At 62.1% G+C, this 13,826-nt stretch carries 9 protein-coding genes; 7 read left to right on the top strand and 2 right to left on the bottom strand.

Features of this window, described 5'->3' with window-relative positions; genetic code table 11:
* Window positions 1-148: 148 nt before the first annotated feature.
* Both GIW02_RS20850 and xthA read right to left on the bottom strand, forming a co-directional pair.
* On the bottom strand, window positions 149-1,477 hold the full coding sequence (locus tag GIW02_RS20850) for a substrate-binding domain-containing protein (RefSeq protein ID WP_236422032.1): 1,329 nt from the start codon (window positions 1,475-1,477) through the stop codon (window positions 149-151).
* A 199-nt stretch (window positions 1,478-1,676) separates the two neighbouring features.
* Window positions 1,677-2,489, bottom strand: a complete 813-nt coding sequence (gene xthA, locus GIW02_RS20845; protein ID WP_236418736.1) for an exodeoxyribonuclease III — start codon at window positions 2,487-2,489, stop codon at window positions 1,677-1,679.
* A 169-nt stretch (window positions 2,490-2,658) separates the two neighbouring features.
* Between xthA and GIW02_RS20840 the strand changes: the two genes are divergently transcribed.
* The 7 genes from GIW02_RS20840 to GIW02_RS20810 all read left to right on the top strand — a co-directional run bounded on the left by GIW02_RS20840 (window position 2,659) and on the right by GIW02_RS20810 (window position 13,693).
* A complete protein-coding gene (locus GIW02_RS20840) occupies window positions 2,659-3,309 on the top strand; it encodes a GNAT family N-acetyltransferase (protein ID WP_236418737.1) in 651 nt (216 codons plus the stop codon).
* A 64-nt stretch (window positions 3,310-3,373) separates the two neighbouring features.
* Window positions 3,374-5,101: an autotransporter assembly complex protein TamA gene (locus GIW02_RS20835; protein ID WP_236418738.1), complete on the top strand. Its 1,728-nt coding sequence runs from the start codon at window positions 3,374-3,376 to the stop codon at window positions 5,099-5,101.
* Window positions 5,101-8,784, top strand: coding sequence for a translocation/assembly module TamB domain-containing protein (locus GIW02_RS20830; RefSeq protein ID WP_236418739.1), 3,684 nt, complete (start codon window positions 5,101-5,103; stop codon window positions 8,782-8,784). The genes GIW02_RS20835 and GIW02_RS20830 overlap by 1 nt, the downstream gene beginning before the upstream one ends.
* Before the next feature lie 240 nt (window positions 8,785-9,024).
* The gene (locus GIW02_RS20825; RefSeq protein ID WP_236422031.1) at window positions 9,025-9,498 is read left to right on the top strand and encodes a MarR family transcriptional regulator; all 474 of its coding nucleotides are present in this window, start codon (window positions 9,025-9,027) and stop codon (window positions 9,496-9,498) included.
* Window positions 9,495-10,946: an efflux transporter outer membrane subunit gene (locus tag GIW02_RS20820; protein WP_236418753.1), complete on the top strand. Its 1,452-nt coding sequence runs from the start codon at window positions 9,495-9,497 to the stop codon at window positions 10,944-10,946. Before GIW02_RS20825 ends, GIW02_RS20820 begins: the two co-directional genes overlap by 4 nt.
* Window positions 10,947-10,961: 15 nt before the next feature.
* Window positions 10,962-12,164 carry an HlyD family secretion protein gene (locus tag GIW02_RS20815; protein ID WP_236418752.1) on the top strand — a complete coding sequence of 401 codons (1,203 nt, stop codon included), beginning with the start codon at window positions 10,962-10,964 and terminating at the stop codon, window positions 12,162-12,164.
* A complete protein-coding gene (locus GIW02_RS20810) occupies window positions 12,164-13,693 on the top strand; it encodes a DHA2 family efflux MFS transporter permease subunit (RefSeq protein ID WP_236418751.1) in 1,530 nt (509 codons plus the stop codon). Before GIW02_RS20815 ends, GIW02_RS20810 begins: the two co-directional genes overlap by 1 nt.
* Window positions 13,694-13,826 lie beyond the last annotated feature (133 nt).

Here is a 13,826-nt window from a genome sequence, read left to right as displayed (position 1 = left end):
CAAGTGCAGCAGACCAACCAAGCCCACTGTCCATCTCTTTTTTTTTTTTCAAAGAAAAAGCCGCCAGACAAGATAACTCCCGTCGTCCGGTGGGCTCGGAGATGTTTAAAAGAGCCAACAGGCCACACGAGCACGCTCGCCTGCCTTGTCAGTAAACCCAAACCTCCACCCGCCGATTCTTGATCCGCCCCTCATCCGCCGTATTCGCCGCCACCGGCATTTGCGCGCCGAACCCACGAATATCCCTTAGCACCACGCCGCTCTTCACCAGCTCGCGACGCACCGCCATCGCCCGCAGTTTGGAGAGCAGCGCGGCCCGTTGCGGGTCGTTCTTGGCATCGCCAAACCCCACCAGCGTCACCTGCTTATCCAGCTTGTCGTGGCTTTTCAAATACGCCGCCACGCGCTGCAAATCCTGGCGGGCTTTGTTGTCGAGGCTGGCGCTGCCTTCCTCGAAACGAAAATTCACGGTCAAGCGCTGGGCGTCACGCGCAATGGCCTGGTAGTCCTCAGGCATCGACGGGCGCGGCGCCACGACCATCGCCTGCACCTGCTGCGCGATAAACCCATTCGCGGCCACAATCGCCTGGCCTTTGCTGCTCTGGGTAAAGTCCACCAGCGCCTTGGCCCACGGGTTGTGCGTCGACGGTGGCAGGTAAAAGAACAAGCGGCGTGACAGCGGATAATCTTCGGTGGCAATCAGGCTGTTAAGCGCCAACATTGGTTGCGAGTCGCCATCTGCAATCGCCACTGCCTTGGCCTGGCGCACATATGGCAGGCCGATAAAACCAATGCCCTGCGGGTCCTGGCTCACGGCATCGGACAATTGCTCGCTGGATTCAAAACGCTGGGCGGGCGCCAGGGGTTTGCCGCGCCGGTTGAGCACCAATTCCTTGAAGGTGTCGTAGGTGCCGGATTGGTCATCGCGCGCATACAAATGAATCGGTCCGCCACTGCCGCCCAGTGCCTCCCACGTGCTGATTTCACCGTTGAAGAGCTGCGCCAATTGCTCGGTATTCAGCGTATTCAACGGATTTTGCGGGTGGACAATGATCGCCAGGCCGTCGATGGCGATCACCTGTTCGGCGCCGGGGCTTTTCAGGTCGCCAAGCGGCTCGAGGTCCACCAACTCACTGTCCTTGATCGGGCGGGACGCGGCGGCCAGGTCCGCCGTGGTTTTTTTCAGCGCAGTGAACCCGGTGCTGGAACCATGGGCCGCAACCTCAATGGTCACGGTCTTGCCCTGGCGCGTCTTGCCGAGTACGCGCTGCTCGTTGGCGCCCTCGGCGGGTTCGCTGTGCACGCCCTGCAACCCCTGCTGCTCCATCAGCCCCTTGACTAGCGCGGGGCCGAGCGCGGCGCCAATGGTGTTCGAACCCTTGATGCGTAACGCGGGGCCTTGGTCAGGAATGGGCAGCGGCGCAGCCACGGCGGGGAGGGCGATTGCGCAACACAGGAACAGAACGCGCAGCATCATGCCGGCACCTTCTCAAGCCAAAGGGAGTGCCGCGAGATTAAGTCAGTTGGGTTGCAATCATGTGACTGGCACACCGGAAGCCTGAATGCGGGAGCTGGCTTGCCCGCGAATGCGGTGGTTCAGTCAGCACATCGGGTCCTGATACACCGCATTCGCGCGCAAGCCCGCTCCCACATTTTGATCTTCATTCGCCTCGATTTCAGCTCAATTCAAGCCAGATCGGCGCATGGTCCGAGGGTTTTTCCAAACCGCGCAGCTCGTAATCCACGCCCGCATCCTTGACCCGCGACAGCAAGCCGTTGGACGCCATGATCACGTCAATCCGCAGGCCGCGCTTGGGCTCATCTTCGAAGCCACGGCTGCGGTAGTCGAACCAACTGAAACGGTCGGTCACGTCGGGGTTCAGGTGACGAAAACTGTCCACCAGGCCCCAGTTCTTGAGGCGTGCCATCCACTCGCGTTCTTCGGGCAGGAAGCTGCACTTGCCGGTTTTCAGCCAACGCTTGGCGTTGTCGGCGCCGATGCCGATGTCGCAGTCTTGCGGGGAAATATTCACATCACCCATCACCACCAGGGCCTGGTCATTGCTGAACTGGCTCTCCAGCAATTGCTGCAAGTCTTCGTAGAAGCGTTGCTTGGCCGGGAACTTGGTCGGGTGGTCGCGGCTTTCGCCCTGGGGGAAGTAGCCGTTCATGATGGTCACCGGGTGGCCGTTTTCATCGGCGAAGGTGCCCCAGATAAAGCGGCGCTGGGCGTCTTCTTCATCGCTGGCAAAGCCTTTGTGCATACTCAGGGCTTCTTTACGCGACAGCAGCGCCACGCCGTAGTGACCTTTCTGGCCGTGGTAATACACGTGATAGCCCAGCGCCTGCACTTCGGCCAGGGGGAACTGGTCATCGTGAACCTTGGTTTCCTGCAGGCCGATCACGTCGGGTTGATGCTTTTCAATCAGCGCCGCCAGCTGATGAGGGCGGGCGCGCAGCCCGTTGATATTGAAAGACACAATTTTCATGGTCGGCAGTCCAGTCCTGGCAAAAGGGCGATGCTAGCCGACAAGTCGGGCGGGGGCCAGCGTGGCGGTCGGGCAGATGCGCTGCTACTGTCTGGGAACGACTGGTGCCGCACAGGTTCGTACTCATAAGAACGCCATCCTTTGAGTGGCGCCCAGGGAGATTCACCGTATGCCTGAAACCTCGACTGCCATTGCCCAAATCCGTCTGCTCAACAGCGGCTATTCCCGCGAGGCCCGGTCCCTGCTGTATCAGGCTTATCGGCATGAGCCGACGTTCGCGTATATTTTTGAAGCGGAACGGCCAGGCTATGAACAGCGTGTTCGCGCCACCGTGCGTGAACTGGTGAAGCAGCACTTCTTTCAGAAGCTTCCCGCCATTGGTCTGTTCGTCGAGGATCGGCTGATCGGTATCGCCCTCATTGCTCCCCCGCAACGGCGCCTGGGGATTACCGAGAGCTGGGCCTGGCAACTGCGCATGTGGCTGAGCACTGGTGTGCGCGGTACGCGGCGGTATCTTGATTATCACCATGCGGTCATGGCCTGCCTGCCAAGCGAGTCGGTGCACGTGTTGCCGCTGTTGGGCATTCACCCGCAGTTCCAGGGCAAACACTACGGCGAGCAACTGCTGGAAGCGGTTCACAACTGGTGCGCGGAAGACCCGCATTCATCCGGCGTGGTACTCGACACGGGCAACTCACGCTACCTGGAGTTCTATAAGCGCCAGGGTTACGAGGAAATTGGCGAAGTCGCCGTAGGACCTATTCTGGAACATGTTTTTTTCCACCCCAATCCCCAGGTCTTACAGGCCGTAACGACTTAACGCAGAATTTTTCAGAATCGTCTGAGTTCTAAGACACTCCCCAGCTCGTGTAGCATCCGCGCCTATGAAGTTTCCAGGAAGAATTACCAGCGGCTTGGTTCTGCTGTTCACTAGCTGCGGCGTATTCGCGCAAAGCGAATTGGACGTGCGGATCAAACCGGCAAACGACGCGTTGAAAGCCAACATCGAAGGCTACATCGGCGGGGTGGGCGATCGTGATGAAGAAGCCTTGCTGCGGTTCAGCCGTGGCGCCGAGGAGCAGGCGCGTAAAGCGGCCCAGGCTCTGGGCTTTTATCAACCACGCATCGAGAGTGCGGTGAAGGGCGGCAAGAACCCGCGCCTGACCCTCACCGTCGACCCCGGCGAACCGGTGCATTTGCGCAACGTGACCCTGCGGGTCGACGGCGAGGCTGCGAACCTCAAGGCGTTTCGCGTGCCTGCCAGCGACGATCTCAAACCCGGCGCCGTGCTCAACCACGGCCACTACGAAGACGCCAAGCGTCTGATCCAGAACCAGGCCTCGCGCTACGGCTTTTTCAGCGGGCGTTTTACTCGCCAGACACTCTCGGTAGACCCGCAAGCCGGCGTCGCCGATATCGAACTCATTTATGACAGCGGCCCGCGCTATACCTTGGGCAAGGTCAGCTTTGCCGGCGATACGCCGTTTGACGAAGAGCTGCTGCAACGCATGGTGCCCTTCAAAAGTGGCGCACCCTACGATTCCGAACTCATCGCCGAACTCAACCAGAACCTGCAAGCCAGCGGCTTTTTCGAAAGCGTGCGCGTGGACGCCGCCCCGGCCGCGTCAACCAATGACGTGATTCCGGTGGCGGTCAACCTCGACACCCGCAAGCCGCGCACCATGGGCCTGGGTCTGGGCTTTTCGACTGACGTCGGCCCACGCGGCAAGGCCAACTGGACGCGTCACTGGGTCAACCCGCAGGGCCATAGTTACGGCTGGGAAGCTGAGCTGTCGGCGCCACGGCAGAACGTCGGCCTGTGGTACGACATCCCACTGGACCCACCGCTCACGGATAAACTGCGCTTCGCCGGCGGCTATCAGAACGAAGAACTCGCCAACACCGACACCTTGAGTAAATTGCTCACCGTCGGCCCCGAATGGCACAGCAAGTTGCCCAGTGGCTGGACCCGCGTGATCTCGCTGAAATACCAGCGTGAAGAATATCGCCTGGGCAACGACTCGGGCCTCAGCAACCTGGTGATGCCGGGGGTCAGCTATTCCTATCTGCGCAGCGATAACCGCATCGACCCGCACAACGGCTACCGCCTGCAATTCGACACCAAGGTGGCCAAAGAGGGCCTGGGCTCCGACACCAACCTGCTGTACGGCACGGCCATGGTCAAAGGCCTCACTACTTTGTGGGACAACCATCGGTTCCTGGCCCGGGCGCAGGTGGGCGGCAGCGCCACCAACGGCTACCAGTCGGTGCCGCCGTCGCTGCGCTTCTTTGCCGGTGGCGACCAGAGTGTGCGCGGCTACGAGTACCAGACGCTGTCGCCGGAGAACGACCGTGGTGACCGTATCGGTGGCCGCTACATGGTCGCCCTGAGCGCCGAGTATCAATATTCCATCGCCGAAAAATGGCGGATCGCGACCTTTATCGACCAGGGCAACTCCTTCAATACCCTGGAATTGCCCAGCCTGAAAACCGGCGTCGGCGTGGGCATCCGCTGGGTGTCGCCCGTTGGGCCGATCCGTCTCGACCTGGCCCATGCCCTGGAAGACCCGGGCGGCATTCGATTGCACTTTTCCATGGGGCCTGAGCTGTGATGCGTGGTGTGAAAATAGCGGGGCTGGCCATGGTGGCCGTCCTCGCCGTGCTGTTGCTGGCACTGTGGGCGGTACTCGGCAGCCAGGCGGGCAGCCGCTGGGCTCTGGGGCGCGTACCGGGTTTGAGCGTGGAGAATTTTCGGGGGCATTTGGGCGGCCAGTGGAGCGCCGACCATCTGCTGTGGCAGCAGGACAGCAGCCGCGTCGAACTCACGGCGCCAACGTTCGATTGGTCGCCGGCGTGCCTGTTGCGCATGACCTTGTGTATCGACCGGTTGGAGGTGGAGCAGGTCAGTCTGCAATTCCCGCCTGGCACGGACGAGAGCAGCGGGCCGATTCAATTGCCCGATCTGAAACTGCCCGTCGCCCTCCAGTTGGGCGATGTTCGCGTCGGCAGCCTGTTGTTCAACGGCAGCGAACAACTCAAGGGCCTGCAGCTGGTGGCGCATTGGACTGCCGCTGGGATGCGCATCGACTCGGTGCACCTGCAGCGCGATGGCCTAGTGCTGGACCTGGCGGGGTTTTTGCTGCCCACCGGAGACTGGCGGCTCAGCGCCAGTGGCAACCTGAGCCTGCCTTACGCGCCGGGCGGTGCGCCGTGGCAGGTGGCGTTGAACATCGAGGGTGATTTGCTCAAGACCCTCAAGCTCGAGGCTGACAGCAGTGGTTACCTGCCGGCCAAACTCAGCGGCGAGCTGCAACCCCTGGCGGAAAACCTGCCCGCGCAGTTGCACCTCACTGCCGACGGCTTTAAACCCAGCGCCGACCTACCCGATACCCTGCGACTCAACCAACTGGACCTGACCGCCAAGGGCAACCTGAAAGACGGCTACCAGTTACTCGGCAAGGCTGTGCTACCTGCGGAAAAAGGCCCGGTGGACCTGCTGTTGCAAGGCAAGGTCGACGCCAAAGGCGCGCAGATCGCCGGCCTCGACCTGAATGCAGGCGAGCAACAAAGCCTCAAGCTCAGTGCCCAGCTGGATTGGCAACAAGGCTTCAGCGCCGAGGCGAAGATTGCCTGGCTGGACTTCCCGTGGCATCGCCTCTATCCGGTGATCGACGAACCGCAGGTGGTGTTGCGTACCTTCAATGGCGAAATCTCCTACAAGGACGGCAATTACCTCGGCAACCTCAACGCCGACCTCGACGGCCCTGCCGGCGCGTTCAAGGTGGTCACGCCGTTCAGCGGCGACCTCAAGCAAGTGTTCCTGCCCGAACTGAAACTGACCGCCGGCCAGGGCAAGGCCGAGGGGCATTTGAACCTGCAATTTGCCGACGGCATTGCGTGGGACACGGCGCTGGACCTGTCGGCACTGAACCCGGCGTATTGGGTGGCTGAATTGCCAGGCACGTTGGCCGGGCCGTTACGCAGCAAGGGTGAGTTCAAAAATGAACAGCTCAAGCTGAATGCCGACCTCGACCTCAAGGGCCGCCTGCGCGGGCAAACCGCCGTGTTGGCGGCCAAGGCAGAGGGCGCGGGCGAGCAATGGACCCTGGCGAACCTCGATATCCGTCTGGGTGACAACCGCATCAACGGCAGCGGCAGCCTGCAGCAACGCCTCGCTGGGCAGATCGACATCAAGCTGACGCGCCTCGCCCAGCTGTGGCCGCAGTTGCGTGGGCAGGTCAATGGCCGCCTCGACGTGGCCGGCAGCCTGCAGGCACCTCAAGGCACGCTCGGCCTCAAGGGGCAGCAATTGGCGTTTGCCGACAATCGCCTGCAAAGCCTCACCCTCGACGCCAAGCTGGACAGCGCCCAGCGCGCCAGGATCGACCTCAAGGGCAGTGGCATTCAGAGCGGTGAGACTCAGGTCGGTACCCTGACCGCCAGTGCCCAGGGCGATATCAAGCGCCAGAACGTCCAGTTGGACCTGGCCGGCCCGTTGGTCAAACTGGCGCTGGCCCTGGATGGCAATCTCGACAAAGGCAATTGGCGCGGGCGTCTGGCCAGCGGCGATGTACAAGCCGGCGGGCAGGACTGGAAGCTTCAGGCCCCGGCGAAAATCGAGCGTCTGGCCGACGGCAAGCTGACCTTTGCGGCGCACTGCTGGGTCTCCGGCCCTGCGAGCCTGTGCGGCGAAGACCAGCGCCTGATGCCCGAGCCCAAGCTGCGCTACCACCTCAAGCAGTTTCCCATCGACAGCCTGGCGGCGTTTTTGCCGAAAGACTTCGCGTGGCAGGGCAAGCTCAACGCCGACGTACAGCTCGACCTGCCCGACAGTGGCCCCAAGGGCGTGATTTCGGTGGATGCCAGCGGCGGCACCTTGCGCGTCAAGGATAAGGACCAGTGGCTGGATTTCCCCTACGACACCTTGAAGCTGGAAACCACCCTCAACCCCAAGCGCATCGACACCCAGCTGAACTTCCGTGGCGGCAAGCTCGGCGAGTTGCTGGTGCAGGCGCAGATCAACCCGTTGCCCAAGAACAAGCCGATCACCGGCAACTTCAGCCTCACCGGCCTCGACCTCGCGGTGGCGCGGCCGTTTGTGCCGATGGTGGAAACGCTCAACGGCAAGCTAAATGGCAGCGGGCGGATTTCCGGCGGGCTGCTGGCGCCGCTGGTCAACGGCAACGTGAACCTGGTGGGGGGCGAAATTTCCGGACCGGAGCTGCCTGTCAGCCTCGAAGGCTTGAACGTGCAGGCGTTGATTGCCGGTGAAAGCGTGCAGCTCAACGGTGGCTGGCGCAGTGGCAAGGCCGGGCAGGGCAGCCTCAAGGGCCAGATCGACTGGGGCCAGGCCCTGGTGGTGGACCTCAGCCTGCAAGGCTCGCAACTGCCGGTGACGGTGGAGCCTTACGCCACGCTGGAAGTGGCGCCCGACCTCAAGATCAGCCTGAAGAACGACAAGCTGGCGATTGCCGGCAAGGTCAAGATTCCACGGGGCGACATCACCGTGCGTGAACTGCCGCCGTCGACGGTCAAGGTGTCGGATGACACGGTGATCGTCGGCAGCCAGACCGAGGAGGGCAAGCCGCCGATGGCGATGGCCATGGATATCGACGTGGCGGTGGGCGAAGACCAGCTCAACTTCTCGGGCTTTGGCCTCACCGCCAAGGTGCAGGGGCATGTGCACATCGGGGACAACATGGACACCCGTGGCGAGCTGTGGCTCAACGATGGGCGCTACCGCGCCTACGGGCAGCGGCTGAATGTGCGCCGCGCACGCCTGTTGTTCGCGGGGCCGCTCGATCAGCCGTTCCTGGATATCGAAGCGGTGAGGGTGACCACCGAGCCGTCCAGGACCGTGACTGCCGGGATCCGCCTGAGCGGCAGCGCCGAGCAACCTACCACGCAGATATTCTCCGAGCCGGCGATGGCCCAGGAAGACGCGCTGTCCTACCTGGTGTTGGGGCGCTCGCGCACGACCACCGGCGAAGACAACAACATGCTCGCCGAGGCCGCCCTGGGCCTCGGTTTGATGGGCAGCGCCGGGGTCACTTCGGACATTGCCAAGAACCTGGGCATCCAGGATTTCGACCTCGATACCCAAGGCAGCGGCAATAACACCGCCGTGGTCGCCAGCGGCAAGATCACCGAGAAGCTCAGCCTGCGTTACGGGGTCGGGGTGTTCGAGCCGGCCAGCACGATTGCCTTGCGCTACCTGCTGAGCAAAAAGGTGTACCTGGAAGTGGCGAGTGGCGTGGCCAGTTCATTGGATATCTTCTACAAACGGGATTTCTAGATCCCAATTGGAAAAAGTAAATGTGGGAGGGGGCTTGCTCCCGATCTCGGTGTTTCAGTCGACTACTACTTGACTGACCCAGCGCAATCGGGAGCAAGCCCCCTCCCACTTTTTGTCTGCATTCCCCCCCACCTGTCGTGAAACTACCAAGCAAGCTAATTATTCCATTTGACATTCGCTGCCTAAGCAGTAACATCTCGTCATACATTCACTGCCTAGGCAGTAATAAGGTGACTTTCGATGAAGCACTTCACCCCTGAGAACTTCCACAACTGCCATCTCGGGCTGTTGTTGGGCCGCGCAGCAATCCTCAAAGACAAGATTATCGACACCCATATGGAGCCCCACGGCGTCACCGCCGCGCAGTTCAAGGTGTTGATCATCATGGCGCAATTTGGCGTCGACACCCCGGCGGAGCTGTGCCGCAACCTGTCCCTGGACAGCGGCTCGATGACGCGGATGCTCGACCGCCTGGAGCAGAAGGGCCTGCTGGACCGCAAACGCTCCGAGCAGGACCGTCGACAAGTGCAGCTTGTGCTCACGCCGGAAGGCCAGCGCCTGGCGGACATGCTGCCGTACATCGGCGCGCAAGCGCTGAACCAGCTGGCTGGCGCGCTGGAGCCCGGTGAGCTGGAAACCCTGGAAAAAATCCTCAAGAAAATTCTGATTGCTGCCGGTGATCCCATCACCCTGCAGCGGGTAGGTAAAGCATGAACATACGTGCCCTCAGCCTGGTGCTGATTGCCATGAGCATGGCCGGTTGCGCCAACTTCAGTGGCCTCGACACCCAGGGCCAGCGCCTTGACGCCAACACCCTGCAAACCGGCAAGTCGTTGAGCGGTGTGACCCTGTCGAGCGCGGCCTGGCCTGCCGCCGACTGGTGGAAAAGCCTTGGCGACCCCCAGCTCGACGGCCTGATCCATGAGGCCCTGCAAAACAGCCCCGACATGCAAGTTGCCAGCGCCCGTGCCCATCAGGCGCAAGCGGCGGCCTATGCGGCGAATGCCGCGCGCATGCCGACCCTGGACGCCAGCGCCGGTGTGACCCGTTCCCGCCTGGCCAGGGATCAGGACCCGCTGGGGCAGGGCGATGCGTACTCGACCGTGCGCAATATCGGCGCCAGCTTCAATTACAACTTCGACCTCTGGGGTGGCCAGCGCGCCGCCTGGGAAGCGGCGTTGGGCCAGGCCCGTGCCGCCGAGGTCGACCAGCAGGCCGCGCGCCTGACCCTTGCCGCCGACGTGGCCAAGGCCTACAGCGATTTGGGCCAGGCGCATATCGTGCGTGACCTGGCCAATGATGACCTCAAGCGCACCCGGCAAATGCTCGACCTGAGCCAGCGTCGCCTGAACTCGGGCATCGACAGCCACTACCAGTTCCAGCAGACCGAAAGCCTGGAGGCCAGCGCCCAATCGCAGCTCATCGACGCCGAAAAGCAACTGCAGAGCGCCAAGATCGCCCTGGCGGTATTGCTCGGCAAAGGCCCGGACCGCGGCAATGAACTGGCGCGTCCCAACGTGCTGAAACCGGCCGCCGTCGCGGTGCCTTCGGTGTTGCCCGCCGAGCTGGTGGGCCGCCGCCCGGACCTGATCGCCGCGCGCTGGAGAGTCGAGGCCGCGAGTAAAGATATCGTCGCCAGCAAGACCCGTTTCTACCCCAACCTCAACCTGAGCGCCAGCGCCGGGGCCGAGTCGTTACTGGGGGATGCGATGTTCGGGTCGGCCAGCCGCTTCTTCAATATTGCGCCGACGATTTCGCTGCCGATTTTCGACGGTGGCCGCTTGCGCGCCGACCTCGACGCCCGCGACGCTGACTACGACCTGGCTGTGGCGCAGTACAACAAGACCCTGGTGCAAGCCCTCGGGGATATCGGCAACACCCTTTCACAACTGCGCGAAACCGGTCGGCAGATCCAGGCCCAGCAGCATGCCGCGGACATTGCCCAGCAGTCTTACGACACCGGCGTGCAGCGCTACAGCTCCGGGATCGGTAACTACCTGGATGTGCTCAGCATCGAGCAGCAATTGCTGCAGGCCCAGCGCCAGCTGGCGACCTTGAATGCGGCGCAGATCGATCTGTCGATTCAATTGATGCAGGCCCTGGGCGGCGGCTACAGCGCCGACAACGTGGCAGCGACCACCCCAGCCACACGCACGGAATAATTTGAGGTATTTGTCATGGCCACTGCCGAAAACACCCAAGCAAACGAACAACCCAAGCAAGACAACAACCCACGCAAACGCAAAGTGATGCTGATCGGCCTGGCGCTGATTGTCATCCTTGGCGTGGTCGGCGTGTGGGGCTGGTATGAACTCTACGGGCGCTTCAATGAAAGCACCGACGACGCCTACGTGAACGGCAACGTGGTGGAAATCACCCCGCTGGTCACCGGCACCGTGGTCAGCATCGGCGCCGACGATGGCGACCTGGTCCACGAAGGCCAGGTGCTGGTCAACTTCGACCCGAACGACGCCGCCGTCGGGCTGCAAAGTGCCCAGGCCAACCTGGCCCGGACGGTGCGCCAGGTGCGTGGTTTGTACAGCAATGTCGATGGCATGAAGGCCCAGGTCAATGCGCAGAAAGCCGACGTACAAACCGCCCAGGACAACTTCAACCGGCGTAAAACCCTGGCGGCCGGCGGGGCGATTTCCCAGGAGGAGCTGTCCCATGCCCGTGACAGCCTGACAGCGGCAAAGAACGCCCTGACCAACCTTGAGCAGCAACTCAAAACCAGCAATGCGCTGGTCGACGACACCGTGATCAGCTCCCACCCGGATGTGCAGGCCGCCGCCGCACAGCTGCGCCAGGCCTACCTGACCAATGCGCGCAGCACCTTGATCGCACCGGTCACCGGCTATGTGGCCAAGCGCACCGTGCAGCTGGGCCAGCGTGTCCAGCCAGGGACCGCGCTGATGGCGGTGATCCCGTTGAACCAGCTGTGGATCGACGCCAACTTCAAGGAAACCCAACTGCGCGATATGCGCATTGGTCAGCCGGTGGACATTGAGTCGGACATCTACGGCAGTGACGTGAAGTACAGCGGCACCGTCGACAGCCTGGGCGCCGGTACCGGCAGCGCGTTTGCCCTGCTGCCGGCGCAGAACGCCACCGGTAACTGGATCAAGATCGTGCAGCGCGTGCCGGTGCGCATCCATATCAATGCCGATGAGCTGGCCAAGCACCCGCTGCGCGTGGGCCTTTCCACCGTGGTCAACGTGGACCTGCACGACCAGAGCGGCCCGGTATTGGCGCAACAGGCGCCGCAAAAGGCCTCGTTCACCACCAACGTCTACGACCGCCAATTGGCCGAGGCTGACGCCATGATCAACCAGTTGATCCATGACAACAGCATCGCCGCACCCAAGGCTGTGCAACGCTGATGAGCAATAACGCCTCCTTCACGCCACCCAGCCTGTTGATGGCCACTATTGGCCTGTCGCTGGCGACTTTTATGCAGGTGCTCGACACCACCATCGCCAACGTGGCGTTGCCGACCATTTCCGGCAACCTCGGCGTCAGTTCGGAGCAGGGCACCTGGGTGATCACCTCGTTTGCGGTGAGCAACGCCATCGCCCTGCCACTGACCGGCTGGTTGAGCCGCCGCTTTGGCGAGGTGAAGCTGTTTCTGTGGGCGACCATGCTGTTTGTGCTGGCGTCGTTTCTGTGCGGTATTTCCACCTCGATGCCCGAGCTGATCGGTTTTCGGGTGCTGCAAGGCTTGGTTGCGGGGCCGTTGTACCCGATGACCCAGACATTGCTGATCGCGGTCTACCCGCCGGCGAAGCGCGGCATGGCCCTGGCGCTGCTGGCGATGGTCACCGTGGTGGCGCCGATTGCCGGGCCGATTCTCGGCGGCTGGATCACCGACAGCTACAGCTGGCCGTGGATCTTCTTCATCAACGTGCCCATCGGCATCTTTGCGGTGATGGTGGTGCGTTCACAGCTCAAGAAACGCCCGGTGGTCACCAGTTACCAGCCGATGGACTACGTCGGGCTGCTGAGCCTGATCGTCGGTGTTGGCGCGTTGCAGATCATCCTCGACAAGGGCAATGACCTGGACTGGTTCGAATCCAACTTCATCATCATCGGGGCGGCGATTTCGGTGATTGCACTGGCGGTGTTCATCATCTGGGAAATGACCGACAAACACCCGGTGGTCAACCTGCGGCTGTTCGCCTACCGCAACTTTCGGATCGGCACCATTGTGTTGATCCTCGGCTACGCGGGCTTCTTTGGCATCAACCTGATCCTGCCGCAATGGCTGCAAACCCAGATGGGCTACACCGCCACCTGGGCTGGGCTGGCCGTGGCGCCGATCGGGATCCTGCCGGTGCTGATGTCGCCGTTTGTCGGCAAGTACGCGCACAAGTTCGACCTGCGCCTGCTGGCGGGCCTGGCGTTCCTGGCAATTGGCTTGAGCTGCTTTATGCGCGCAGGCTTCACCAATGAGGTGGACTTCACCCACATTGCCCTGGTGCAGCTGTTCATGGGCATCGGTGTCGCGCTGTTCTTCATGCCGACCTTGAGCATCCTGATGTCCGACCTGCCGCCGCATCAGATTGCAGACGGCGCGGGCCTGGCCACGTTCCTGCGGACCCTGGGCGGCAGCTTTGCCGCCTCGCTGACCACCTGGATCTGGATTCGCCGCGCGGACCAGCACCATGCGTACATGAGCGAGAACATGACCACCTACGATTCGGCGACCCGCGATGCGTTGCAGGCGCTGGGTGGGGCAGGGCAGAAGGCCTACACGCAGCTGGACCAGATCCTCACCAGCCAGGCGTACATGATGTCCACCGTGGATTACTTCACGTTGCTGGGGTGGATGTTCATGGGGCTGATGTTGCTGGTGTGGCTGGCCAAACCGCCATTTACCGCGAAAGCGGGGCCTGCGGCCTCAGGTCACTGATAGCCAAAGGCTGAAATGCAATCAAACTGTGGGAGGGGGCTTGCTCCCGATGGCAATCTGTCAGTTACCGATTAAGTGACTGACAAACTGCTATCGGGAGCAAGCCCCCTCCCACAGTTGATATGTGTTGTCT

Origin of the sequence: Pseudomonas syringae, assembly GCF_021606685.1 — a bacterium.
Classification (GTDB): domain Bacteria; phylum Pseudomonadota; class Gammaproteobacteria; order Pseudomonadales; family Pseudomonadaceae; genus Aquipseudomonas; species Aquipseudomonas syringae_R.
This window is presented reverse-complemented; position numbering and strand designations above follow the sequence as displayed.

Coding starts and splice junctions, on each gene's coding strand:
- GIW02_RS20850 (WP_236422032.1), bottom strand. CDS start 1,477: ATGATGCTGCGCGTTCTGTTCCTGTGTTGCGCAATCGCCCTCCCCGCC.
- xthA (WP_236418736.1), bottom strand. CDS start 2,489: ATGAAAATTGTGTCTTTCAATATCAACGGGCTGCGCGCCCGCCCTCAT.
- GIW02_RS20840 (WP_236418737.1), top strand. CDS start 2,659: ATGCCTGAAACCTCGACTGCCATTGCCCAAATCCGTCTGCTCAACAGC.
- GIW02_RS20835 (WP_236418738.1), top strand. CDS start 3,374: ATGAAGTTTCCAGGAAGAATTACCAGCGGCTTGGTTCTGCTGTTCACT.
- GIW02_RS20830 (WP_236418739.1), top strand. CDS start 5,101: ATGCGTGGTGTGAAAATAGCGGGGCTGGCCATGGTGGCCGTCCTCGCC.
- GIW02_RS20825 (WP_236422031.1), top strand. CDS start 9,025: ATGAAGCACTTCACCCCTGAGAACTTCCACAACTGCCATCTCGGGCTG.
- GIW02_RS20820 (WP_236418753.1), top strand. CDS start 9,495: ATGAACATACGTGCCCTCAGCCTGGTGCTGATTGCCATGAGCATGGCC.
- GIW02_RS20815 (WP_236418752.1), top strand. CDS start 10,962: ATGGCCACTGCCGAAAACACCCAAGCAAACGAACAACCCAAGCAAGAC.
- GIW02_RS20810 (WP_236418751.1), top strand. CDS start 12,164: ATGAGCAATAACGCCTCCTTCACGCCACCCAGCCTGTTGATGGCCACT.